At 70.9% G+C, this 22130-nt stretch carries 23 protein-coding genes and 1 pseudogene; 10 read left to right on the forward strand and 14 right to left on the reverse strand.

The features are described from left to right. Nucleotides 1-29: 29 nt before the first annotated feature. Nucleotides 30-1565 carry an MFS transporter gene (locus KSO98_RS02260; protein ID WP_225283198.1) on the reverse strand — a complete coding sequence of 512 codons (1536 nt, stop codon included), beginning with the start codon at nt 1563-1565 and terminating at the stop codon, nt 30-32. Nucleotides 1566-1652: 87 nt separating this feature from the next. Continuing rightward, nucleotides 1653-2393 carry a hypothetical protein gene (locus KSO98_RS02265; protein WP_225283199.1) on the reverse strand — a complete coding sequence of 247 codons (741 nt, stop codon included), beginning with the start codon at nt 2391-2393 and terminating at the stop codon, nt 1653-1655. Nucleotides 2394-2599: 206 nt separating this feature from the next. Between KSO98_RS02265 and KSO98_RS19020 the strand changes: the two genes are divergently transcribed. From KSO98_RS19020 to KSO98_RS02285, 4 genes are all read left to right on the forward strand, one after another. After that, nucleotides 2600-2695, forward strand: a complete 96-nt coding sequence (locus tag KSO98_RS19020) for a hypothetical protein (protein ID WP_372457761.1) — start codon at nt 2600-2602, stop codon at nt 2693-2695. 48 nt (nt 2696-2743) lie between these two features. Further along, nucleotides 2744-4708 carry an acetate--CoA ligase gene (gene acs, locus KSO98_RS02275; RefSeq protein ID WP_225283201.1) on the forward strand — a complete coding sequence of 655 codons (1965 nt, stop codon included), beginning with the start codon at nt 2744-2746 and terminating at the stop codon, nt 4706-4708. Nucleotides 4709-4895: 187 nt separating this feature from the next. Beyond that, nucleotides 4896-6104: a cation:proton antiporter domain-containing protein gene (locus KSO98_RS02280; protein WP_225283203.1), complete on the forward strand. Its 1209-nt coding sequence runs from the start codon at nt 4896-4898 to the stop codon at nt 6102-6104. Next, nucleotides 6101-6505 (forward strand): phage holin family protein, encoded by a 405-nt coding sequence (locus KSO98_RS02285; protein ID WP_225283205.1) that lies wholly within the window; start codon nt 6101-6103, stop codon nt 6503-6505. The genes KSO98_RS02280 and KSO98_RS02285 overlap by 4 nt, the downstream gene beginning before the upstream one ends. A gap of 180 nt (nt 6506-6685) precedes the next feature. On the opposite strand, the gene KSO98_RS02290 is transcribed toward KSO98_RS02285, so the two are convergent. Genes KSO98_RS02290 through nth form a run of 4 tightly spaced genes read right to left on the reverse strand, consistent with a single transcriptional unit; the run spans nt 6686 to nt 9891 of the window. Next, the gene (locus tag KSO98_RS02290) at nt 6686-7861 is read right to left on the reverse strand and encodes a MarP family serine protease (RefSeq protein ID WP_225283207.1); all 1176 of its coding nucleotides are present in this window, start codon (nt 7859-7861) and stop codon (nt 6686-6688) included. Beyond that, nucleotides 7848-8543 carry an NUDIX hydrolase gene (locus KSO98_RS02295; protein ID WP_225283209.1) on the reverse strand — a complete coding sequence of 232 codons (696 nt, stop codon included), beginning with the start codon at nt 8541-8543 and terminating at the stop codon, nt 7848-7850. The genes KSO98_RS02290 and KSO98_RS02295 overlap by 14 nt, the downstream gene beginning before the upstream one ends. After that, entirely contained in the window at nt 8540-9148 is a 609-nt protein-coding gene (locus tag KSO98_RS02300) for a TlpA family protein disulfide reductase (protein ID WP_225283210.1), read from the reverse strand. The genes KSO98_RS02295 and KSO98_RS02300 overlap by 4 nt, the downstream gene beginning before the upstream one ends. Then, nucleotides 9145-9891 carry an endonuclease III gene (nth, locus tag KSO98_RS02305; protein WP_225283426.1) on the reverse strand — a complete coding sequence of 249 codons (747 nt, stop codon included), beginning with the start codon at nt 9889-9891 and terminating at the stop codon, nt 9145-9147. The genes KSO98_RS02300 and nth overlap by 4 nt, the downstream gene beginning before the upstream one ends. 148 nt (nt 9892-10039) lie before the next feature. Here nth and KSO98_RS02310 point away from each other — a divergent pair, with 148 nt between their 5' ends. Beyond that, entirely contained in the window at nt 10040-10717 is a 678-nt protein-coding gene (locus KSO98_RS02310; RefSeq protein WP_225283212.1) for a Crp/Fnr family transcriptional regulator, read from the forward strand. Between the two features lie 363 nt (nt 10718-11080). Here KSO98_RS02310 and KSO98_RS02315 read toward each other — a convergent pair whose 3' ends face one another. From KSO98_RS02315 to sp36, 4 genes are read right to left on the reverse strand one after another with little or no spacing between them, the layout of a single operon-like run. Continuing rightward, entirely contained in the window at nt 11081-11884 is an 804-nt protein-coding gene (locus KSO98_RS02315; RefSeq protein WP_308012722.1) for an MBL fold metallo-hydrolase, read from the reverse strand. After that, nucleotides 11881-12747: an NUDIX hydrolase gene (locus KSO98_RS02320; RefSeq protein ID WP_225283213.1), complete on the reverse strand. Its 867-nt coding sequence runs from the start codon at nt 12745-12747 to the stop codon at nt 11881-11883. The genes KSO98_RS02315 and KSO98_RS02320 overlap by 4 nt, the downstream gene beginning before the upstream one ends. Nucleotide 12748: 1 nt before the next feature. Further along, on the reverse strand, nt 12749-13210 hold the full coding sequence (locus KSO98_RS02325) for a RidA family protein (protein WP_225283214.1): 462 nt from the start codon (nt 13208-13210) through the stop codon (nt 12749-12751). Further along, a complete protein-coding gene (sp36, locus tag KSO98_RS02330; protein ID WP_225283215.1) occupies nt 13207-13362 on the reverse strand; it encodes a Sp36 family protein in 156 nt (51 codons plus the stop codon). The genes KSO98_RS02325 and sp36 overlap by 4 nt, the downstream gene beginning before the upstream one ends. A gap of 123 nt (nt 13363-13485) precedes the next feature. Between sp36 and KSO98_RS02335 the strand changes: the two genes are divergently transcribed. Further along, the gene (locus KSO98_RS02335; RefSeq protein ID WP_225283216.1) at nt 13486-14295 is read left to right on the forward strand and encodes a maleylpyruvate isomerase family mycothiol-dependent enzyme; all 810 of its coding nucleotides are present in this window, start codon (nt 13486-13488) and stop codon (nt 14293-14295) included. Here KSO98_RS02335 and KSO98_RS02340 read toward each other — a convergent pair. Beyond that, nucleotides 14285-14755 (reverse strand): MarR family winged helix-turn-helix transcriptional regulator, encoded by a 471-nt coding sequence (locus KSO98_RS02340; RefSeq protein WP_225283217.1) that lies wholly within the window; start codon nt 14753-14755, stop codon nt 14285-14287. The two genes, KSO98_RS02335 and KSO98_RS02340, sit on opposite strands and share 11 nt — an antisense overlap. A 52-nt stretch (nt 14756-14807) precedes the next feature. On the opposite strand from KSO98_RS02340, the gene KSO98_RS02345 reads away from it, so the two are divergent. Further along, nucleotides 14808-15716: an alpha/beta hydrolase gene (locus KSO98_RS02345; RefSeq protein ID WP_225283218.1), complete on the forward strand. Its 909-nt coding sequence runs from the start codon at nt 14808-14810 to the stop codon at nt 15714-15716. Between the two features lie 9 nt (nt 15717-15725). On the opposite strand, the gene KSO98_RS02350 is transcribed toward KSO98_RS02345, so the two are convergent. Next, nucleotides 15726-16322 carry a YdeI/OmpD-associated family protein gene (locus tag KSO98_RS02350; protein ID WP_225283219.1) on the reverse strand — a complete coding sequence of 199 codons (597 nt, stop codon included), beginning with the start codon at nt 16320-16322 and terminating at the stop codon, nt 15726-15728. A gap of 4 nt (nt 16323-16326) precedes the next feature. Then, the gene (locus KSO98_RS02355; RefSeq protein WP_225283220.1) at nt 16327-16992 is read right to left on the reverse strand and encodes a VOC family protein; all 666 of its coding nucleotides are present in this window, start codon (nt 16990-16992) and stop codon (nt 16327-16329) included. Between the two features lie 34 nt (nt 16993-17026). Between KSO98_RS02355 and bagA the strand changes: the two are divergent. Next, nucleotides 17027-18055: pseudogene (gene bagA / locus KSO98_RS02360) on the forward strand (ATPase BagA); the annotation flags it as partial. Further along, the gene (gene bagB, locus KSO98_RS02365; RefSeq protein WP_225283222.1) at nt 18052-19218 is read left to right on the forward strand and encodes an ArsA family ATPase; all 1167 of its coding nucleotides are present in this window, start codon (nt 18052-18054) and stop codon (nt 19216-19218) included. The pseudogene bagA and the gene bagB, both read left to right, overlap by 4 nt. Before the next feature lie 15 nt (nt 19219-19233). Here the strand turns inward: bagB and KSO98_RS02370 are convergent, their stop codons facing one another. After that, a complete protein-coding gene (locus KSO98_RS02370) occupies nt 19234-19518 on the reverse strand; it encodes a WhiB family transcriptional regulator (RefSeq protein WP_225283223.1) in 285 nt (94 codons plus the stop codon). A gap of 230 nt (nt 19519-19748) precedes the next feature. Between KSO98_RS02370 and KSO98_RS02375 the strand changes: the two genes are divergently transcribed. Next, nucleotides 19749-22127, forward strand: coding sequence for a transglycosylase domain-containing protein (locus KSO98_RS02375; RefSeq protein ID WP_225283224.1), 2379 nt, complete (start codon nt 19749-19751; stop codon nt 22125-22127). Nucleotides 22128-22130 lie beyond the last annotated feature (3 nt).

Raw genomic sequence — 22130 nt, forward strand, 5'->3', positions numbered from 1 at the left:
CGCGATCGGTCCATCTTCGCGTGGGTCATTCAGATCCGAGCAGTGGCGAGCGAGGTGGACGACGCGCGGCGCGGGCGGAGGTAGACGGCGGCGCACACGACGGCGCAGATCACGTAGAAGACCGTGAAGGCGACGAAGGCGGACTTGGTCGCGGCCAGCGGCGTGGTCACCCACGGGCTGTTGAACGAGACCGGGATGAGGAAGCCGCCCAGGGCGCCGACCGCTCCGATGATGCCCAGCGCCGCCGAGGACTGCTTGCCGGCCGCGACCAGCGCGTTGTGCCGCTCCAGGCTGCCCGGGGTGGTGAGCACCTCGGCGTCGCGCTTGAAGAGCGCCGGGATCATCTTGTAGGCCGAGCCGTTGCCGATGCCGGTCGCGGCGAAGACGAACAGGAAGGCCAGCAGGAACCACGGGAAGACCGCGGAGTTGTCGTGCACGGTCGCGACCAGCTCGGGCTTGAAGCTGAAGCCCGCGGGGTCGGCCTTGATCGCCGCGAGCGCGGCACCGGTCGGCGGGGCCGGCAGCGGCTGCAGGTGGCTGAGCGCGAAGAGCACGCCGAGGGTGCCGAGGATCATGCCGCCGAACGCGGCGACGGTGATGCGGGCGCCGCCGTACTTGTCGGCGAGCCAGCCGCCGAGCGGGCGGGTGAGCGAGCCGACGAGGGCGCCGAGGAAGGCGTAGTAGGCGAAGTTGATGCCGATGCCGTGCACGGCCGGGATCGGCTGGCGCCAGAAGTTGAGCTTGATGAGCAGCGGCATCGCCGAGCTGTAGCCCATGAACGAGCCGAAGGTGCCGATGTAGATCAGCGCCATGATCCAGGTGTGCTTGTTCTTGAGCGCGAGGAGCTGCTCCCTCGGGGACGACTTGGCCGTGCCGAGGTTGTCCATGAAGCGGTACGCGGCGAACGCGGCGACCAGGCAGAGCACGGCGTAGACGTACGCGGCGCGCTGCAGGTGGATGCCGCTCTCGCGGGCGGAGACCAGGCCGAAGATGCCGGCCCCGCCGACCATCACCGGGAGCAGGAACTGGATCAGGGCGACGCCGAGGTTGCCGCCGGCGGCGTTGAGACCGAGCGCCGTGCCCTTCTTCGAGGACGGGTAGAAGAAGTTGATGTTGGTCATCGAGGAGGCGAAGTTGCCGCCGCCGAGACCGGCGAAGGCGGCGATCACGCAGAACGCCCAGTACGGCGTCGCCGGGTGGGTGACGGCGATCGCGAAGCCGGCCGTCGGGACCAGCAGCGCGAGCGCGGAGAAGACGGTCCAGTTGCGCCCACCGAAGGCCGGCACCGCGAACGTGTACGGCAGCCGGAGCAGCGCGCCGACGAGGCTCGGGATCGCCACCAGGAAGAAGAGCTGCTGAGGCGTGAAGTCGAAGCCGACCGCGGCGAGGAAGGCCGCGCTCACGCTCCAGATCACCCAGATCGAGAAGCCGAGGTGCTCGGCGAAGATCGACCAGATCAGGTTGCGGCGGGCGATCTTCGCGCCCTTCGTGGCCCAGAAGGTCTCGTCCTCGGGCTTCCAGTCATCAATCCATCGGCCGGTGCGGCGCGTCGTCATCCCAGTCATGACACCGATCGTGAGGGCCGGCTGTCACAGCCAGCCCTCACGATCGTCAGACCGAGGTCAACTTCTCCTCACGGCCTCACTGTTCCCTCACTGCGGGCCGAGGCTCCAGGTGACGTCGGTGACGTAGATGCCGTCCTCGACGCTGTGCGAGGAGCCGTTGACGCTGCCGCCGGTGAAGTCCCACGGGATGATCTGCGGCTCGGCGCCCATGCCGCCGCTCATCGCGTTGCCGATGACGTTCCAGTCCTCGGTGGTCGTGCCGTCCTGGCAGATGTGCTTCTGGATGCCCTTGCCGGTGGCGAAGAAGTCGAACCAGTACTGCTTGAGCGACGGCAGGACCGCGATGTCGCCCTGCACCTTGTCGAACGTGCCGGTGGTGTCGTACGTGCAGTACTCGCCGACCTCCTTCGCGTGATAGGTCCCGCCGGCGGTGCCGGGCAGCTCGCGCCACAGCGTCGGCGAGCCCGGGTTGGAGCTGCGCAGGAAGGTCGACCTCGCCTCCCAGTCGATGGTGGTGTCCCCGTCGAGGGAGACGGCGTGGCCCTTGACGGTGGCGATCCAGCGGTCGGCGTACGGCTTGTGGACCGACTTCGTCGGCTGATGGTGCCTCTTCTTGTGGTGGTGCTTCTTCTTGTGCGGCTTCGCCGCGTCGCAGACCTTCGCGCCGAGGATCTTCTTCATGGCCGGCGTGCAGTGCAGGCCCGCTGCGTCGGCCGGCTGGGCGGCCGTGGCCAGCAGCGGCACCGGGACGGCGGCGACGAGGAGCAGCGCGGCGGCCGCACGACGGCGACGCTGGAGCGGGGCGAGGGAGGGGGTCTCATCAGTCATGGGACTCACGCTCGTGCCGGACGCGACCCGCTCACCAGAGACACGTGTCCTGACGTACGGGCGCAGTGTCCCGAACGGCCTGGGACACGTAACCTGACGCGCATGATCCGCTGGCGGCGACGATCCGGCCACCTCGGCACCGAGGCGGACCGAGCGACGTTCCGCACGCTGCACACGGCCTCGCTGACCTGACCACCACCGAGGGTCTGACCAAGGCGGGCGGCTGGTTCGGCGTGGCCACCGCGCTCGTCGCCTGGTTCACGTCCTTCTCGGGCGTCGTCGCCTCGACCCGGCGCCAGTAGTGTGGCAAGCGCCACGTTCACCCGTCTCGACCTGGAAGTGATCGCACCGTGAGTACTGAAGAGACCCTGTCGAACCTGCTGCACGAGACCCGCCGCTTCGAGCCGCCGGCCGAGCTCGCCGAGTCGGCGAACGTGAAGGCCGAGGTGTACGCCCGTGCCGCCGGTGACCGCGAGGCGTTCTGGGCCGAGGCGGCCGAGCGCCTGACGTGGGCCGAGCCGTGGACGCGCGTCCTCGACGACGACAACGCGCCGTTCTACCAGTGGTTCACCGGCGGCAAGCTCAACGCGGCGTACAACTGCGTGGACCGGCACGTCGAGGCAGGCCTCGGGGACCGGGTGGCGATCCACTGGGTCGGGGAGCCGGTGGACGACAAGCGCACCATCACCTACACCGACCTGCAGCGCGAGGTCGCGCAGGCCGCGAACACGTACGCGGCGATGGGCGTCGGCTCCGGCGACTGCGTGGCCATCTACATGCCGATGATCCCCGAGGCGATCGTGGCGATGCTCGCCGCGGCGCGCATCGGCGCCATCCACACCGTCGTCTTCGGCGGCTTCTCCGCCGAGGCCCTGGCCGCGCGCGTCGAGGACTGCGGCGCGAAGCTGATCGTCACCGCCGACGGCGGCTGGCGACGTGGCGCGCACTCCGCGCTCAAGCCGACCGTGGACGAGGCGATCGAGAAGCTCGGCGACCGGGGCAAGGTGTCCAACGTGCTGGTGGTGCGCCGCACGGGCCAGGACATCGACTGGAATGCCGATCTCGACGTGTGGTGGCACGACTCGGTCGCGACGGCCTCGACCGAGCACACCCCCGAGGCGTTCGACGCCGAGCACCCGCTCTACGTCATGTACACCTCCGGCACGACCGGCAAGCCGAAGGGCATCAAGCACACCACCGGCGGCTATCTGACCCAGGCCGCCTACACGCACTGGGCGCAGTTCGACCTCAAGCCCGACACCGACGTGTACTGGTGCACCGCCGACATCGGCTGGGTCACCGGCCACTCGTACATCGTCTACGGCCCGCTCGCCAACGGCGTCACGCAGGTCCTGTACGAGGGCACGCCCGACGCCCCCGAGCGCGGCCGCTGGTGGAAGATCATCGAGGAGTACAAGGTCTCGCTCTTCTACACCGCACCGACCGCGATCCGCTCCTTCATGAAGCAGGGCGACGCGATCCCGGCGGCCTGCGACCTGTCGTCGCTGCGGGTGCTCGGCTCGGTCGGAGAGCCGATCAATCCGGAGGCGTACGTCTGGTACAAGACCGTGATCGGCGGTGGCGCCCCCGTCATCGACACGTGGTGGCAGACCGAGACCGGCGCGACCATGATGACGCCGCTGCCGGGCGTGACCGCCGCGAAGCCGGGCTCGGCGATGGGCGCGTTCCCGGGCATCACCGTCGACGTCGTCGACGACGAGGGCAACTCCGTGCCGAACGGCTCCGGCGGCTACCTCGTGGTGACCTCGCCGTGGCCCTCGATGCTGCGCACGATCTGGGGCGACGACCAGCGCTACGTCGACACGTACTGGGCGCGGTTCAAGGCGCAGGGCTACTACTTCGCCGGCGACGGCGCGAAGAAGGACGAGGACGGCGACATCTGGGTCCTCGGCCGTGTCGACGACGTGATGAACGTGTCGGGCCATCGGCTGTCCACCACCGAGATCGAGTCCGCCCTCGTCTCGCACCCCTACGTCGCCGAGGCGGCGGTCGTGGGCGCCACGGACCCGGACACCGGGCAGGCCGTGGTGGCGTACGTGATCCTGCGCGAGAGCGCCCCCGGCGACTGCGAGAGGGAGCTCTCCGACCACGTCCGCAAGGAGATCGGCCCGATCGCCAAGCCCAAGCGGATCATGGTCGTCCCCGAGCTGCCCAAGACCCGCTCCGGAAAGATCATGCGGCGGCTGCTGCGCGACCTGGCCGAAGGTCGCGGGGTGGGCGACACGACCACGCTGGCCGACTCCTCGATCATGGAGCTCATCGCCGCAGGGAAGGCCGCCGCCACCGACGAGTAGGTCGAGAGGTCACCTCTGGTGGCTCGAGAGGTCACCTGTGGTGGCTCGAGAGGTCACCTTCTGCGGGGAGTGTCGTGCACATCGGGTGCGCACGACACTCCCCGCCGCCGTTCCCGTAGGCTGAACCGCAGGTGTGCCGGGAAGTCTGGTCGGCGTCCACGTCACCGACCCTAGGAGCCACCGTCCGATGCACGACGGACCCGTTTTCGGTCTCATCCTCCTGTGCCTTGCCGCAGCCACCGCCGTCGCCATCGGCGGGGACCGGCTGAGCCGCGCCCTCCGGATCCCCACGCCGGCGATCTTCCTGCTCGTCGCGGCCGTGGTGGTTCAGATCAGCCCGAGCCTGCACCACCACACCTACCTGGCGGACGAGCGGCTGGTGACGGTGGCGCTGGTGGTGATCCTGTTCGACGGCGGGATGCAGATCGGCCTGCCCCGCTTCCGGTCCTCCGCGCCGACGATCATCGTGCTGGGGGTCATCGGCACGGTGCTGACCGCCGCCGGCCTCACCCTCGCCGCTCACCTGCTCGGGATGGGCTGGCGCGAGTCGCTGCTGCTGGCCACGGCGCTCTCGCCGACCGACCCGGCCGTGGTCTTCAACGTCCTGGCCGGACGCGAGATCGAGGGGCCGACGGGGACGATCCTGCAGGGCGAGTCTGGCGCGAACGACCCGGTCGGGATCGCGCTGATGGTCGCGATCCTGGGCAGCTCCGGCGCCGGTTGGGGCGCGGTCGGTCACGGTCTCGGCGCCTTCGCCCTGCAGCTGGCCGTCGGGGTGGTGGTCGGCATCGCCGGCGGTACCTCGCTGGCCGCCCTGATGCGGTACGTGCCGCTGACGAACGACGCCCTGCGGCCGGTGCGCTCGATCGTGATCGCGTTCCTCGTCTACGGCGCTGCCGCGGCCCTCGACGGGTCCGGCTTCCTCGCGGTGCTGCTGGCCGGCGTCATCATCGGCGAGGCCGACGTGCCGCACCGGGTCGCGACCGAGAAGTTCACCTCGGGCCTGGCGAGCCTGGCCGAGATCGTCGCGTTCGTCGCGCTGGGACTGACCGTCGACCTGCACCGTGTCCTCACCACCGACGCCGTGTGGATCGGGCTCGCGCTCTTCGTGATCGGCGTGCTCCTCGTACGCCCGCTCGTGGTGGCGCTGCTGCTCAGCCGCAGCACGCTGCACACGGGGGAGAAGATCTTCGTCGCCTGGGGCGGCCTCAAGGGCGCGGTGCCCATCCTGCTCGGCCTGTTCGCGGTCACGGCGCACGCCGGGGGCGCCGATCATCTCTACGACATCGTCTTCGTCGTGGTGCTCGCCTCCGTCATCGTCCAGGGCGGCACGATCCCGAAGGTCGCGAACCTTTGCCGCGTTCAGATGCGTGAGGTCGGTATGGTCACCTCATGACCACCGAGCAGCGCACCCCCGCGGCCGCCGAGCCCACCATCGGCAAGCTCGTCGCCGACGCCAGCCGCGACATCTCCACGCTGATCTCCAAGGAGATCGAGCTGGCGAAGTCCGAGCTCAAGGTGAGCCTGACCGCGGGCGGCATCGGCGTAGGCCTCTTCGCGGCCGCCGGGTTCATCCTCGTGCTCGCCGTCATCATGCTCTCGGTCTCGATCGCCTACTTCATCCACTGGGCCGGGCTCGGCCTGCACTGGTCCTTCCTGATCGTCTTCGGCCTGTACGTCCTCCTCGCCGGCCTGCTCGCGTTCATCGGCGTGAAGAGCGTGAAGAAGGTCAAGGCCCCGGAGCGCGCGATCGCCCAGGGCAAGGAGATCCCGAAGGCGCTCAAGCCCGGCAAGTGACGCCGCACTGGTACGTCGGACCGCCGAGCTGCACCTGGTGCGGCTCGGCGGTCGCGTCTCCGGCCAGCTCGCGTCGGTTGGCGATCGACCGGCCTGTCCGCCGTGCCGGATGCGGGCCGGCGGCCCGGCGCTCACCACCGATGACCGGCTCCGCCGGTCCTCCTTGCGAGCTCGGTGGCGCTAGGCGGCGCAGCCGCCGGTCGACACGGCGTTCGTACGACCCACGGCCTTCTGAGCCGTGTTCCTCACCTGGCCCGCGGTGAGGGCGTAGCCGGTGTCGTTGTCGGTCACCGAGGCGGCGAAGACGACGCCGGCGACGTGGCCGTCACCGTCCACGATCGGGCCGCCGGAGTTGCCCGGGCGGATCAGGCCGCGCAGCGAGTAGACGTCGCGGATGACGGTGCCGCTGCCGTAGATGTTCGGGGAGCGCAGCCGCTGCTCGGCGCGGATGCGGCCGGGCTCGAGGTCGAAGGGGCCGTCCTGCGGGTAGCCGAGGATCGCCACGCCGGCGCGCGGCTTGAGGGCGGTGCCGAAGCTCAGCGCGGGCAGCGTGCCGCTGTCGAAGTGGAGCACGGCGAGGTCGAGCGAGGGGTCGTACGCAACGACGGTCGCGTCCACGCTGTCGCTGCCCATGAGAACGCCCGGGTGGGTGACGCCGGCGACGACGTGGGCGTTCGTCATCAGGTAGCCCGGGGCGATCAGGAAGCCCGTGCCCTCGACGCCGCGTCCGCACGAGCTGGCGCCGCGCACCTTGAGCACGCTGTCGGAGGCCCGTACGACGTCCACGTCGTGCCTGAGCGCCGCAGGCCCCGGGCCGACGTCGACGATCCGCTCGGGCGCGAACGGCTCGAGGTAGCGCGGGAAGAAGCTGGTGCCGACGACGTTGTTGAAGGCCTGCAGCCCACGGGCGGCGGCGTTCGGGAGCACGCTGTTGACGTGACTGAGCACCGTCGAGCCGCGCACCAGGGGCGTGATGCCGCCGATCCGGGTGCCGGTGACGGCGACGCCGAGCGCCCACGCCACGATCAGGACCGCGACCGCCGAGAGCGCGGCGCCTCCGACGGCATCGACGAAGCGCACCGGGCGCCAGGTGATGTGGTCACGCACGCGCGCGCCGGCGTACTGCAGCAGCCCCTGCCCGATGGACGCGGACAGGATGACGATGAAGAGCGCGCCGAGCGAGACCCACACCGAGGGGTTGGCGTTGCCGAGCGCCTTGGGAGCGAGCCACACCCCGATGAAGCCGCCGAACAACAGCCCGGTGGTCGCGAAGGCGCCGGTGACGAAGCCCTGCCAGTAACCAGAGAGCGCGTAGACGGCGACCAGGAGGACGAGCAGCCAGTCAAGGACGTTCATCGCTGGTCCTCCCCTGCAGCATGTAGTCGGGCAGGTCGATGAGCGGCGCCGCGCCGATGGGCTCGATCCAGCCGACGAACTCGAAGAGCCGCGCCACGATCCCGCCGGTGAAGCCCCACAGGATCACGTCCTTCTCGGGCCCGATCAGGAAGCCCGGGCCGATCATGCCGGGAGCGCGCGGGGAGCGTACGCGGATCCGGTGAGCCGGGTCGCGCAGCTCGGCGATGGGCACGCGGTAGATCGCGTGCACCTCCTCCAGGCTCTTCGCCCGCACCGGCGAGGGGTCGTGCCACCAGCCGACGACGGGGGTGACGACGTTGTTGGACGGCGGGATCCACAGCTCGGGGAGGTCGCCGATGATCTCGACGCCCGCCGGGTCGAGCCCGGTCTCCTCGTACGCCTCGCGCAGCGCCGCCTCGTGCGGGCCCTCACCGGGGTCCAGCCGGCCGCCGGGGAACGACACCTGCCCGGGGTGTGAGCGCATCGTGTGGGAGCGCTCGGTGAGCAGGAGGTCGGGGCCGTGCTCGCCCTCGCCGAAGAGGATCAGCACCGCCGACGAGCGCGCGTCGTGGTCCTCCGGCGGCAGGAAGGCGGTCAGGTCGCTGCCGCTGATCGTGCCGAGGGCCCGACGGATCGGGTCGAGCCAGTCCGGGATGACGATGCCGGTCTCGTCGCCGGTCACAGGCTGACCCCGAGCTGCTTCTCGACCATGGCCTTGACCTCGTCGACCGAGTCCAGACCGCCCTCGATCGGGCCGGTGAGCGTGCCGTCGGCGGAGAGGAAGAAGAACGACGGGTAGTGCTTGATCGTGAGCTTGGTGCCCTGGAGGTCGCCGCCCGGGTCGCCGACCAGCGGGAACGTGACGCCCCACTTGATCGCCTTCTTCAGCGCGACGCCGGGGTAGACGTCGGTGGAGTCGACGCCGAGGATCGGCACCTGGTCGCCGTACTGCTTGTAGAAGGCGGCCAGCGCCGGCATCTCCTTCTGGCACGGCACGCAGCCCTGCCACCAGAAGTTGAGCACCAGCGGGCCCTTGAGCGTCGACAGGTCGACCGGGCGGCCGCCGCCGAGGCACTGGATGGTGAAGGCGGGCAGCCCGCCCGAGCCCGCCGCGGTCTGTGGCTTCGGGCAGTCCTCGATCCGCGACTTCGCCTTGGTCGCGACCATGTCGGGGGCGTCGAGCTTGATGTCCGAGGGCGGCGGCGGGGTCAGATGGGGCGCGCCGCAGGCGGAGAGCAGGACCACGACGAGCAGAGCAGCGGCGGCCCGGAGGAGCGAGCCGATCAATTGCGCCCCTCGGTCCGCACCAGCTTCGCCGCGACGATCGGGTCGGTCGGGCCCTCGCCGTACGCAGGGCAGAGCTTAGCGACCGGGCAGGCGCCACAGGCGGGCTTCTGGGCGTGGCAGATCCGCCGGCCGTGCCAGATCAGGTGGTGCGAGAGCATCGTCCAGTCGCGCTTGGGGAAGAGCGCACCGACCTCGTGCTCGACCTTGACCGGGTCGGTCTGCTCGGTGAAGCCGAAGCGCCGCGCGAGCCGGCCGAAGTGGGTGTCGACGGTGATGCCGGGGATGCCGAATGCGTTGCCCAACACGACGTTGGCGGTCTTGCGCCCGACGCCGGGCAGCTTGACGAGCTGCTCCAGCTTGGCGGGCACCTCGCCGCCGTACTCCTCCACGAGCGTCGCGCTCAGCCGCAGCAGGCTCTCGGTCTTGGCTCGGAAGAAGCCCAGCGGGCCGACGATCTGCTCGAGCACCTCGCGGTCGGCGGCGGCCATCGCCTTCGCGTCCGGGAAGGCCGCGAAGAGCGTCGGGCGTACGGCGTTGACCCTCTTGTCGGTGGTCTGCGCGCTGAGGACGGTGACGACCAGGCACTCGAAGGCGTTGTCGAAGTCGAGCTCGGCCTTGGCGTCCGGATAGGTCTCGGCGAGGATCCGGTCGATCTTGCGCGCGCGCCTCACCAGGCTCACGGAGGGCGGCGGAGTGACGGGCGCGACGGGCACAGAAAAGAGGGTACGGCGCAACCCCGACATTCGACGCGACAGCCCGCTCATCCGACATCGGGCGCCGCCCCGCTAGGGTGTCGGAGCAGGACCTCCACCTCATGTGATGCATCCCACCGATAGGATGCACAGCAAACCGCGCACACCGGACGCGGGGGGATCCGAGAAGGAGATGGGCGTGGACCTCGACGTACTTCGCCAGGCGCCGCTGTTCAGTGCACTCGATGACGAGTCGATGACGGCACTGCACGCCTCGATGTCGGAGACCAAGCTCCGCCGAGGTGACGTGCTCTTCCACGAGGGCGACTCGGGCGACAAGCTCTATGTCGTGCTCGAGGGCAAGGTCAAGCTCGGTCGCACCTCCTCCGACGGCCGGGAGAACCTGCTCGCGATCATGGGCCCCGGCCAGATGTTCGGCGAGCTCTCCCTCTTCGACCCGGGCCCGCGCTCGGCGACGGTCACCGCCGTCACCGACGCCGCCTTCGCCTCGCTGTCGCACGAGGACCTGCTCAAGTGGCTCGACGGCCGTCCGGTCGTCGCCCGTGGCCTCCTCGCCCAGCTCGCCGCCCGGCTGCGCAAGGCCAACGACGTCGTCGCCGACCTGGTCTTCTCCGACGTCCCCGGCCGGGTTGCCAAGGCGCTGCTGGACCTGGCCGACCGCTTCGGTCGTACGGCCGACGACGGCGTGCACGTGCACCACGACCTCACCCAGGAGGAGCTCGCCCAGCTGGTCGGCGCCTCCCGCGAGACGGTCAACAAGGCGCTCGCCGACTTCGCCGCCCGCGGCTGGCTGCGCCTCGAGCCCCGCTCGGTCGTGATCATGGACGTCGAGCGGATGGCCCGCCGAGCGCGTTAACGAACCATCTCGGCGCCACTGACCCCCGGCCTCCCGTCATCCCGCGTATACAGGGATGAAGGGAGGCCGCAGTGGTCCTACGGGTGGCAGCGGTCGTGCTGGCGGGGAGCCGGCGTCAGTGGCTCCGCCGCCGACGCGCCAAAGGGTCACCGTGACCGTTTGGCTCGACAGTGACCCCTACGAACGGTCACCCTCACCGCAAAAGGTCACCGTGACCCTTTGGCGCCACAGTGACCCCTACGAACGGTCACCCTTACCGCAAAAGGTCACCGTGACCCTTTGGCGCCACAGTGACCCCTACGAACGGTCACCCTCACCGCAAAAGGTCACCGTGACCGTTTGGAGGGAGGAGCGGCCGGCGCCTCAGCGCTTGAGCAGGTACGCCAGCTGTGCGCGGACCGAGAGCTCCGCGGCGCCCCAGAGCACCTCGTCGACGTCGGCGTAGACGACCTCGACCACACGGCGCGGCAGGTCGTCGACCGCGATCTCCTGGTCGCGCAGCGTGTCCAGCGCGGCCTCGACCTGCTCGAGGCGCTGGCGGCGGTGGGCGATGTAGAAGTCGAGCGCGCCGACCGCGTCGTGGATGACCGGGCCGTGCCCGGGCCAGATCGCGGTCGCCTCGTGCGCCGCCGCGAGCGCATGCAGCCGGTCCAGCGAGCCCAGGTAGGCGCCCAGCTCGCCGTCGGGATGGGCGACCACCGTCGTGCCGCGGCCGAGCACCGTGTCGCCCGTCAGCAGCGCCCCGTCGGAGGGCACCCAGAACGACAGCGAGTCGGCCGTGTGGCCCGGCGTGCCGACCACGTGGACCTCCAGGTCGCCGGCGGTGACGACGTCACCGTCGGCGAGGCCCTCCGAGCCGAGCCGCGAGCCCGGATCCAACGCCCGTACGGGCGCGCCGACGCGCTCGCCGAACGTCCGGGCAGCCTCGGCGTGATCGGCGTGGTGGTGGGTGAGCAGGACGACCGCGACGTCGCCCGCGGCGGCCGCCACGGCGTCGAGGTGGGCGACCTCCAGCGGCCCGGGGTCGATCACGATCGAGCGCCGAGCACCCGGTTCGCGCAGCACCCAGGTGTTGGTGCCGTCGAGCGTCATGATCCCGGGGTTGGCGGCGAGCACGCAGGTGCCGCGCGCGCCGAAGGCGCCGCCCGCCCACGGCGCGGCGCTCACAGCCGCCCTCGCTCCTGGAGCAGCGCGCGGTGGTGCTCCATCAAGGTGAGCTGGCCGCCCTCGAGCGTCGGCGTGAACATGTCGATCCGCCGGGTCGCGGCCTCCGCCAGCAGCGCGTCGGGAGACGCGTAGCCGGCGACCTCCAGGCAGGTCAGGTACGTCGGCGGCATCAGCGCGAGCGTGCCCTCCTCCGCGGCGGTCACGGCCTCGGCGGCCGGCATCCACGACACCGAGACCGACTCGCTCGACACGTCGCGGGTCAGCTGCCCGTCGGGCAGCGCTGCAACGAAGAACCAGGTCCGGTAGCGCTTGGCCTCGAAGACCGGCGTCGTCCAGCCGGCCCACGCGCCGAGCAGGTCCGAGCGCAGCACGAGCCCGCGCCGGGCCAGCAGCTCCGACAAGGAGAGCTCCCGTGACTCGAGAGCGACCCGGTCGGCCTCCCAGTCGTCGCCGCTGACGTCGTCGACGACCTCGTCAGCGGACGCGCCGGCCAGGAGGACGCCGCACTCCTCGAAGGTCTCGCGTACGGCCGCGCACACCAGCGCGCGCGCCTCGCTCTCGTCGCACCCGAGCCGCTCGGCCCAGTCCGCAGGAGCAGGTCCGGCCCAGGGCGTCGACTCGGCCGCGTCGCGCGGATCCACGCCGCCGCCGGGGAAGACCGCCATCCCCGCCGCGAAGGACATCGTGCGGTGCCGGCTCAGCAGGTAGACCTCCGGCCCCACCGTCGGATCGGCACCGGAGCGGGTGAGCACCACCGTGGCCGCGTCCCGCGGCTCGACCGGCGTCCGCAGGCCGTCGGCGTACTCCTGCGCGATCGCCGCCGCCTCGGGCGGCATCGCCACCGGAGGCAGCGGGATCCGCACGTCAGTCGACCTCGACGATGATCTCGACCTCGACGGGCGAGTCCAGCGGCAGCACTGGAGCGGCGACCGCGGAGCGGGCGTGCCGGCCGGCGTCGCCGAAGGCCGCGGCGAAGAGCTCCGAGGCCCCGTTGGCGACACCGGGCTGGCCGGTGAAGTCGGGCGTCGAGGAGATGAAGGCGACGACCTTGACGACGCGGCGCACCTTGGACAGGTCGCCGATCTCGGCCTTGACGGCGGCGATCGCGTTGAGGGCGCACTGGCGCGCGTACTCGTACGCCTCCTCGGCAGTGACCTCGCCACCGACCTTGCCGGTCGCCATCAGGGTGCCGTCGCGCATCGGCAGCTGGCCCGAGGTGTAGACGAGGTTGCCGGTCCGCACCGCAGGCACGTACGAGGCCACCGGCGGGACGACGTCCGGCACCGTCAGGCCGAGCTCGGCGAGGCGCTCCTCGGGGGTGCTCATGAGGCGGCCGGCCGCTTGAAGTAGCCGACGAGGTTGCCGGACCCGTTGTCCGTGATGGTGACGAGCTCCCAGCCGTCCTGGCCGAAGTTGTTGAGGATCTGCGTGGCGGCGTGATTCAGGATCGGCGCCACCTGGTACTCCCACTTGGTCATGCCCCGACCCTACTGCCGCCCGCGCACCGTTCCCCCTACCCACGCTGCGCGTGGATGGCTTGCTCGCTCGCCACGCACGAGCAAGCTCGGCGGCCTCGCTCGCTTCGCCTAAGGTCAGGACCCATGACGGATCTCCAGCAGTACGTCGACACCTGGTGGACCTCGATCGGCGACCTCCTCGACCTGGCGGGCGAGCTCGACGACGCTGACTGGGACGCCCCCACCGATCTCCCCGGCTGGGACGTCCGGGCGGTGCTCTCCCACGTCGCGCACCTCGAGGGCGTGCTCGGCGGCGCTCCGCACGAGCAGGCCGACGTACCGGAGGACCTGCCGCACGTGCACGGCCTGATGGGCCAGTTCACCGAGATCGGCGTGCTCACGCGACGCGACGCCGACCCGGCGCGGATCATCGAGGAGATCCGGCGCTACACCGCCGTGCGGCACGACGAGCTGCTCGCCGACCCGCCGACCGACCCGGCCGCCCTCGCCCCCGGCATCTTCGGCGCGATCGGGTGGCCGACCGTGACCCTGCTGCGCAACCGTCCGCTCGACATCTGGATGCACGAGCAGGACGTACGACGGGCGATCGGGCGACCCGGCAACCTCGACACCCCCGGCGCTCGGCACAGCGCCGACTACCTCCTGGAGAGCCTCGGCTTCGTCCTCGGCAAGCGGCTCAAGGCGGCCGCGGGCACCACGCTCGCGGCATGCGTGGAGGGCCACGAGCCGGTCGCGGTCACCGTCGGCGACGACGGCCGCGGTACGAGGCTCCCCCAGCTCCCGAGCGACCCGGACGTCACGCTGCGGATGGGGCGTGAGTGCTTCATCCTGCTCGCCGGCGGCCGGCGCCCCGCCGCGGCCGCCGACGTCACCGTCGAGGGTGACCACGAGCTCGCGGCCCGGTTCCTGACCGGGCTCGGCGTCACCCCGTAGGCACGCCGACACGGGCGGCCTCGAGCGCCCGGCGCAGGGCCGCCAGAGCGCTCGCCCCCGCCGCGAGCTCCTCCTCGTCCAGCGTCGGGCCGACGAGGTCGGCGAGCACACGATCGAAGGTCCGCTCGGCCTCGGCCACCAGCGCGGCGCCGTCATCGGTCAGGACGATGAGGGAGGAGCGCCCGTCGGCTGGGTTGGGCTCCCGGGTCGCCCAGCCGCGTGCGGTCAGACGGTCGACGCCCTTGCTGATGGCGCCGATGCCGGCAGCGAAGGTGCTCGCCATCTCGGCGACCCGCGCTCCGGGATGGTCGCGCAGGTAGCGCAGCATCTCGAACTGCGAGGCGACGATCCCGTGCTCGGCGCGCAGTCGCTCGCCGACGGCGTTGTAGAGCCGCGTCTCGCAGCGCACCAGGTCGTCGAAGAACCTTCTGCGGACCGCCGGTGCCGAAGTGGATGCCATGGCATACATTGTCCTAAGAATATTCCTAGGCATGTAGTTAGGACGGAATGGCATGAGCAGGACGCAACGCCAGGAGCTCGATGCGCGGCTGAGGCACGCGCCACAGCCCAGCGCACCGGCGACGATCGAGGAGATGCGGGCAGGGTTCGCCGCCCTGATGGCGACGTTCCCGCTGCGCGCGGACGTGACGCGTACGCCCGCCACCCTCGCGGAGCGGCCCGCGGTGATCGTCGAGCCCGCCGCGCGCACAGCGGGCCCCGGGACGATCCTGTACTTCCACGGCGGATCGTTCGCGCTCGGGTCACCCGACACGGCGATGGCGCTCACCGCGGATCTGGTCGCACGCGCCGGTGTCCGCGCGATCTCGCTCGACTACCGACTCGCGCCCGAGCACCCGTTCCCCGCCGCGATCGAGGACTGCGTCCGGGCCTATGCCGCCCTGCTCGAGGGCGGGAGCGATCCGTCGCAGATCGTGTTCGCCGGTGACTCCGCGGGCGGCGGCCTGAGCGTCACGACCTGTCTGGCCGCGCGCGATGCGGGCCTGCCGATGCCCGCCGGCGTCGTCGCCTTCTCGCCGGGCCTCGACCACACCCGCACCGGCACCTCGATGAGGACCAAGGAGGAGGCCGATCCGTTCTTCACGATGGCCGGCATGGAGCAGACCGGCCGGCTGTACCTCGCGGGCCAGGATCCGCGCCAGCCCCTGCTCGTGCCGGCGGTGCTGGCCGATCTCAGCGGACTCCCGCCGCTCCTCCTCCAGGTCGGCACCCACGAGATGCTGCTCGACGACGCGGTGCGCCTTGCCGAGCGTGCCCGCGCAGCGGAGGTCGACGTCATCCTCGACGTCACCGCCGGGGTCCCGCACGTCTTCCAGGCCTACGCCGGCACCCTCGAGGAGGCGGACCAGGCCCTCGACCGGGCGGCCCTGTTCATCCGCCAGCGCCTGGCCTCCGGCGCGTGAGCGCAGACGCTACGGGGCGGGGCGGCGCTTCTGCGGGTGCGGCGTCTCGCCGCGCGCCAGCATCTCCACGAACGCGGCGACGCGCCGCGCCCGCGCCGCGCCGCCCTTGACCGATGTCAGCCGGTGGTAGAGCGCGTAGCGGTTCTGCGAGGTGAGCACGTCGTACATCGCCTGGGCGGCGGGCACCGCGGCGATGGCGGCCAGCAGGTCCGGAGGCGTCTCGGCCGCCGCCGGCCCCTCGTACGCCGCGTCCCACCGACCGTCGGCACGCGCCGCCTCCACCGCGGCGAGACCGGCGGGTGCCATCAACCCCGCCTCTGTGAGCCGCTCGACGTGGCCGACATTGCGCAGCGACCAGCGCGAGCGCGGCCCGCGCGGCGTCCAGCGCTGGAAGGTCGTCTGCTCGTCGCGCCGCTTCACCTGACCGTCGATCCAGCCGAAGCAGAGCGCCTCGTCCAGCGCGAGGTCGTACGAGAGCGCGGTGACCGTGCCGCCCTTGCGGGTCAGCACGAGCCAGACACCGGGCGAGGTCGCGTGGTGCTCGACCAGCCACGCGCGCCACGCGGCGGCGTCCGGCACCAGCAGCTCGGGCAGCTCGATCGCCACCTGCTCAGCTCCTGGGCGCGAAGACGCAGAACTCGTTGCCCTCCGGGTCGGCCATGACGGTCCAGCGGATCTCGTCGTCCTGCGCCCGGATGACGGTCGCACCCGCGGCGACCAGCTCCTCCACCGAGCCGTAGACGTCCCAGTGGATGCGGTTCTTCACCGTCTTGGGCTCGGGGACCGGGCCGAAGACCAGGTACTCGAACGGTGCGCCCGCGATGCCCTCCAGACCCCACCAGCCGTCCTCGCCCTCGGCGGGCACACCCAGGACACGGCCCCACCACTCACCGACCGCCTGCGCGTCGACGCAGTCGACGACGACCTCGTAGATGCGCTCCGTGGGGACCTCGGAGCGCTCGAAGACGCACAGCTCGCCGCCCTCGGGATCGCGCACGACCTTCCAGCGGAACGAGTCGACGTCGAGGGGCGTCGCGCCGAGCGCGAGGACGTCGTCGACGGAGGCGGCGTGGATGTCGAGGTGCACGCGCTGCTTCACCGTCACCGGCTCGGGCACCTGACAGATCCAGATCGTCTGCTCGGGCCTGGAGCCGGTCAGCTTCACCTCGCCCTCGAGGGTCTCGGCAGCCAGGCCGAGGGCTCCCGCCCAGAACGCCCCCAGCTTCTCCGGGTCCACCGCATCGATGCACAGGTCCTTGAACGTCGCCAGCGTCATATGGGCAACGTAACGCGCTGACGACGACAGCGACAGCGAGTTCGTGGCTAGAGTCCTACTCATGAGTTCGGACTGGCCGCGCGTGCGACTCCACGTGGTCACCGGCAAGGGCGGCACCGGCAAGTCGACCGTCGCCGCCGCCCTGGCCCTGGCCCTGGCGAGCGAGGGCAGGAACGTCCTGCTGTGCGAGGTGGAGGGGCGTCAGGGCGTGGCCCGCATGTTCGACGTCGACCCGCTTCCGTACGCGGAGACGCGGATCGCGACCGGCCTGCGCGCCGGCGACCGGGAGCCCGGCTCGGTCTACGCGCTCCACATCGACGCCGAGTCCGCGCTCCTGGAGTACCTCAAGATGTACTACAAGCTCGGGCCCGCCGGCCGGGCCCTGGACCGCTTCGGCGTGATCGAGTTCGCGACCACCGTCGCCCCGGGCGTACGCGATGTCCTGCTGACCGGCAAGGTCTTCGAGGCGGTCGAGCGCAACAGCCGCAACAAGGGCGCGCGCCAGTACGACGCCGTCGTGCTCGACGCGCCGCCAACCGGCCGGATCACCCAGTTCCTCAACGTCTCGGAGTCCGTCGCCGGGCTCGCGAAGGTCGGCCCGATCAAGAACCAGGCCGACACGATGATGACCCTCTTCCGCTCCCCGCGCACCGCCGTCCACCTGGTCACGCTGCTCGAGGAGATGCCCGTGCAGGAGACCGCCGACGGCATCGAGGACCTGCGGCGCAACCGGCTCCCGGTCGGCGGTGTCGTCGTCGACCAGATCCGCCCGCGCGACCTGCCCGACGAGGCGCTCGCCGCCGCCCGGGCGGCATCGCTCGACCGGTCCGAGATCGAGACCGACCTCAAGAGCGCCGGGATCGACACCACCGACCCTCTGCTCGACGGGCTGCTCGCGGAGGCCGCCGAGCACGCCGAGCGGCGCGCGCTCGAGGACGCCCAGCACGCCGTGGTCGCCGGCCTCGGCGTCCCGGTCTACGAGCTGGAGCGGGTCGCCGGCGGCATCGACCTCGGTGGCCTGTACGACCTGGCGGCCGAGCTGAAGCGGCAGGGGATGGCATGAGCAACAAAAGCCTGCACAGCGACCTGGACATCGACGCGCTGATCGACGACCGCGCCACGCGGATCATCGTCTGCTGCGGCTCCGGCGGGGTCGGCAAGACCACCACCAGCGCCGCCATCGCGCTGCGTGCCGCGGAGCGCGGCCGCAAGGTCGTCGTCCTGACCATCGACCCGGCCCGGCGGCTGGCCCAGTCGATGGGGATCGAGCAGCTCGACAACACCCCGCGCCCGGTGCCGGGGGTCGGGAGCGACGGGGCCGAGCGCGGCAGTCTCGACGCGATGATGCTCGACATGAAGCGCACCTTCGACGAGGTCGTGCTCAGTCAGGCCTCGCCGGAGAAGGCGCAGCAGATCCTGGCCAACCCGTTCTACATCGCGCTCAGCTCCAGCTTCGCCGGCACGCAGGAGTACATGGCGATGGAGAAGCTCGGCCAGCTCCACCGCGACGCGCAGGCCAGCGGGCAGTACGACCTGATCGTCGTCGACACCCCGCCCTCGCGCTCCGCCCTGGACTTCCTCGACGCCCCCGAGCGGCTCTCGAGCTTCCTCGACGGCCGCTTCATCCGCACGATGCTGCTGCCCGCGCGCGGCCCGGCGCGGCTGATGAGCGCCGGCATCGGGATGGTGACCGGTGCGCTGAGCAAGGTCCTCGGCGGACAGTTCCTCAAGGACCTGCAGACCTTCGTGACCGCGCTCGACACCGTCTTCGGCGGTTTCCGCCAGCGTGCGCAGCAGACCTACGCGCTCCTCCAGGCCTCCGGTACGGCCTTCCTCGTGGTGGCGGCGCCCGAGGACGACGCGCTGCGCGAGGCCGCGTACTTCGTGGAGCGCCTCCAGGGCGACCGGATGCCGCTGGCCGGCCTGGTGGTCAACCGGGCGGTCGTCTCCGATCACGCGGAGCTCTCGGTGGCGGCAGCGGTCGCCGCAGCCGAGCGGCTCGAGACGGCCCCGTCGGACGGCGCCGGAGTCACCGCCGGCCTGCTGCGGATCCACGCGGACCGCGAGCGGCTGGTGGCGCGCCAGCAGGCGCTACGGGAGCGCTTCGCCGCCGCACACCCGCAGGTGGCCACGATCGTCGTACCGGCTCTCGCCGGCGATGTGCACGACCTGGACGGCCTGCGCACGGTGGGACGTCTGCTCGCCGGTCCGGCCGCGGAGGCCTGAACGAGCAGCGACGGGTCAGGCGTTGGTGGACGTCTGCATCTGCGAACGGGCCGACTCGAGCACCACGCGCCACGTCGAGCTCGGCTTGCGACGCAGCAGGGCGCGACGCTCACGCTCGGTCATGCCGCCCCACACGCCCCACTCGATCTGATTGTCGAGCGCCTCGGCGAGGCATTCGGTACGGACCGGGCACGAACTGCAGACCTGCTTGGCCTTGTTCTGCTCGGCACCTCGTACGAACAACGCATCCGGCTGGTCCGCGTTGCAGGCCGCCTTCGGCGTCCAGTCTTCAACCCACATGTGTGTCCCCAATGAATCTCGAACCGGAAGCGCGAGTCCCCACGACCACGCAACCGGCTTTACCCGTGCTGCCAACCTAAGCGTTACCTGACTGCCCGAGCCAGACTCTTTCGGCTTAGCCGCAATAGTCCGATGTGACTAGCACCCCGGGATCGGGTCGTACGCACGCCCGCCCGCGGGTACGCGGGCGGAGGACGGTGTCATCACGTGCACCCGGGTACCCTGGCGGCATGTCGCAGCAGGTTCCGCCGTCCCGCGTCCTCAGCCACCTGGGGGTGATGGCGGCGATCGCCGCCGTGCTCGGCGTCGTCGTGGCCGGCATCGCCATCCCGTTCGCCGGTGTGATCGGCATCGGTGCGCGTGAGGTCGCCAAGACCGTCGACGAGCTGCCCGCCGCGTTTGACACCGGCACGCTGCCGCAGACCACCCGGATCCTGGACGCCGACGGCCAGCTCATCACCACGCTGTACGACCAGAACCGCGTCTACCGTCCGCTGGACCAGATCTCTCGCAACATGACGCAGGCGATCGTCTCGATCGAGGACTACCGCTTCTACCAGCACGGTGCGATCGACCTGAAGGGCACGCTGCGCGCGTTCGTCACCAACCAGGCCAACTCCGGCACCGTCCAGGGCGGCTCCTCCATCACCCAGCAGCTGGTCAAGCAGACCCTGCTGACCCAGGCGCAGGAGTCGGGCGACAAGGAGGCCATGAAGGCCGCCACCGACGACACGTACGCCCGCAAGCTCAAGGAGCTGCGCTACGCGATCGCGCTGGAGCAGGCGCACAGCAAGGACTGGATCCTCGAGCGCTACCTCAACACCGCCTACTTCGGCGACGGCGCGTACGGCGTGCAGGCCGCGGCCCGGCACTACTTCGACGTCAACGCCAACCAGCTCAACCTCAAGCAGAGCGCGCTGCTCGCCGGCCTGGTGAAGAACCCCTCGGGCTACGACCCGACCAACTACCCCGACGCGGCGATCACGCGCCGCAACGTCGTGCTGGACCGCGAGGCCCAGCTGCACGTGATCACCAGCGACCAGGCCGACGAGCTCAAGCAGGAGAAGCTCGGCCTGAAGGTCCAGCACGCCCAGAACGGCTGCGTGAACGCGACCGCGCCGTTCTTCTGCGACTACGTCGTCCACACCCTCGAGCAGGACCCGGACCTGGGCGCGACGCTCGACGAGCGCAAGAAGCTGCTCACCTCGGGCGGCCTGACGGTGCGGACCTCCCTGAAGCTGCCGAACCAGAAGGCCGCCGACCAGTCGGTCTCCGCGCACGTCCACCCGACGGACCAGGCGATCGGCGCGGTCGCCGAGATCGAGCCCGGCACCGGCAAGGTCCTCGCACTGGCCCAGTCGCGCCCGATGGGCGCGGCCGCCAAGAAGGGCGAGACGTACATCAACTACACGATCCCGGCCGAGGTCGGGAACGCGCCGGGCTTCCAGGCCGGCTCCACGTTCAAGGCGTTCGTGCTCGCCACCGCGATCACGCAGGGCATCCCGCTCACCACGACGTTCAACGCCGCCGAGCACATGACGTTCAACCAGGCCGACTTCGCCAACTGCCCCGGCGCCTCGCCGTTCGTCGGCACCTGGCCGGTCGGCAACTCCACCGTCTCCGGGACGATGGACGTCTACCGCGGCACCCGCATGTCGGTGAACACCTTCTACGCCCAGCTCGAGCAGAAGACCGGCGTCTGCGACCCGTTCAACCTGGCCAAGGCGATGGGCGTGCACCTGACCGACCCGTCGATCGAGCGCTACCCGACCTTCACCCTCGGCGTCGACAACGTGTCGCCGCTGGAGATGGCCGGCGCGTACGCCACCTTCGGCGCCCGCGGGAAGTTCTGCGAGCCGCACCCGGTCACCGCGATCCTCGACTCCGCGGGCCACACCATCAAGAAGTACGAGCCGCAGTGCACCCAGGTGATGCCCGAGACGACCGCCGACGCCGTCAACGACGTGCTGCGCGGCGTCCAGGAGCCGGGCGGGTTCGGATACGACATCGGCCACACCAACCTCACCACCGAGAGCGGCGCAACCATCCCGTCGGCCGGCAAGACCGGCACGACCCAGTCCGGCCGCTCGGTGTGGTTCATGGGCTACACCCCGCAGATCGCGACCGCCGCGATGATCGCCGGCGCCAACACCCTGGGCTATCCGATCTCGCTGGTCGGCCAGACCATCGCCGGCTCGTACGTCTCGTCGGTGTCGGGCTCCGGCTTCGCCGGCCCGATGTGGGCCGACGCGATGCACCCGATCGAGAACTCGCTCGACCCGGAGAACTTCACCGCGCCGGACCCGACGGTCGTGCACGGCGTGCAGATCCCCGTCCCGGACGTCGGCGGGATGAGCGTGGCCAAGGCGAAGTCGACACTCGCCGCGGCCGGGTTCTCCGGCTCCGTGGGCAGCCACGTCTACTCCGGCTACCGCTCCGGCGAGGTCGCGTACAGCTATCCGTCGCACGAGGCGGCGAGCGGCAGCACCATCACGCTCTTCATCTCCATGGGCCCCGAGCCGAAGAAGAAGCCGTCGAAGCCGAAGGGCCACGGCGGCGGCGGCTTCACCAACCCCGGCGGCCACACCCCGCCGGGCCACGCCCGCTGACGC

The organism is Nocardioides nematodiphilus (genome assembly GCF_020216525.1).
GTDB lineage: Bacteria > Actinomycetota > Actinomycetes > Propionibacteriales > Nocardioidaceae > Nocardioides > Nocardioides nematodiphilus.

Bases quoted from the DNA above. Each gene is read 5' to 3' on its own strand.
- bagB (WP_225283222.1), top strand. From the start codon at position 18,052: ATGAGCAACAAAAGCCTGCACAGCGACCTGGACATCGACGCGCTGATC.
- KSO98_RS02375 (WP_225283224.1), top strand. From the start codon at position 19,749: ATGTCGCAGCAGGTTCCGCCGTCCCGCGTCCTCAGCCACCTGGGGGTG.
- sp36 (WP_225283215.1), bottom strand. From the start codon at position 13,362: ATGACCAAGTGGGAGTACCAGGTGGCGCCGATCCTGAATCACGCCGCC.
- KSO98_RS02335 (WP_225283216.1), top strand. From the start codon at position 13,486: ATGACGGATCTCCAGCAGTACGTCGACACCTGGTGGACCTCGATCGGC.
- KSO98_RS02345 (WP_225283218.1), top strand. From the start codon at position 14,808: ATGAGCAGGACGCAACGCCAGGAGCTCGATGCGCGGCTGAGGCACGCG.
- KSO98_RS02340 (WP_225283217.1), bottom strand. From the start codon at position 14,755: ATGGCATCCACTTCGGCACCGGCGGTCCGCAGAAGGTTCTTCGACGAC.
- KSO98_RS02355 (WP_225283220.1), bottom strand. From the start codon at position 16,992: ATGACGCTGGCGACGTTCAAGGACCTGTGCATCGATGCGGTGGACCCG.
- KSO98_RS02325 (WP_225283214.1), bottom strand. From the start codon at position 13,210: ATGAGCACCCCCGAGGAGCGCCTCGCCGAGCTCGGCCTGACGGTGCCG.
- KSO98_RS02265 (WP_225283199.1), bottom strand. From the start codon at position 2,393: ATGACTGATGAGACCCCCTCCCTCGCCCCGCTCCAGCGTCGCCGTCGT.
- KSO98_RS02280 (WP_225283203.1), top strand. From the start codon at position 4,896: ATGCACGACGGACCCGTTTTCGGTCTCATCCTCCTGTGCCTTGCCGCA.
- KSO98_RS02260 (WP_225283198.1), bottom strand. From the start codon at position 1,565: ATGACTGGGATGACGACGCGCCGCACCGGCCGATGGATTGATGACTGG.
- KSO98_RS02290 (WP_225283207.1), bottom strand. From the start codon at position 7,861: ATGAACGTCCTTGACTGGCTGCTCGTCCTCCTGGTCGCCGTCTACGCG.
- KSO98_RS02370 (WP_225283223.1), bottom strand. From the start codon at position 19,518: ATGTGGGTTGAAGACTGGACGCCGAAGGCGGCCTGCAACGCGGACCAG.
- nth (WP_225283426.1), bottom strand. From the start codon at position 9,891: ATGTCGGGGTTGCGCCGTACCCTCTTTTCTGTGCCCGTCGCGCCCGTC.
- KSO98_RS02285 (WP_225283205.1), top strand. From the start codon at position 6,101: ATGACCACCGAGCAGCGCACCCCCGCGGCCGCCGAGCCCACCATCGGC.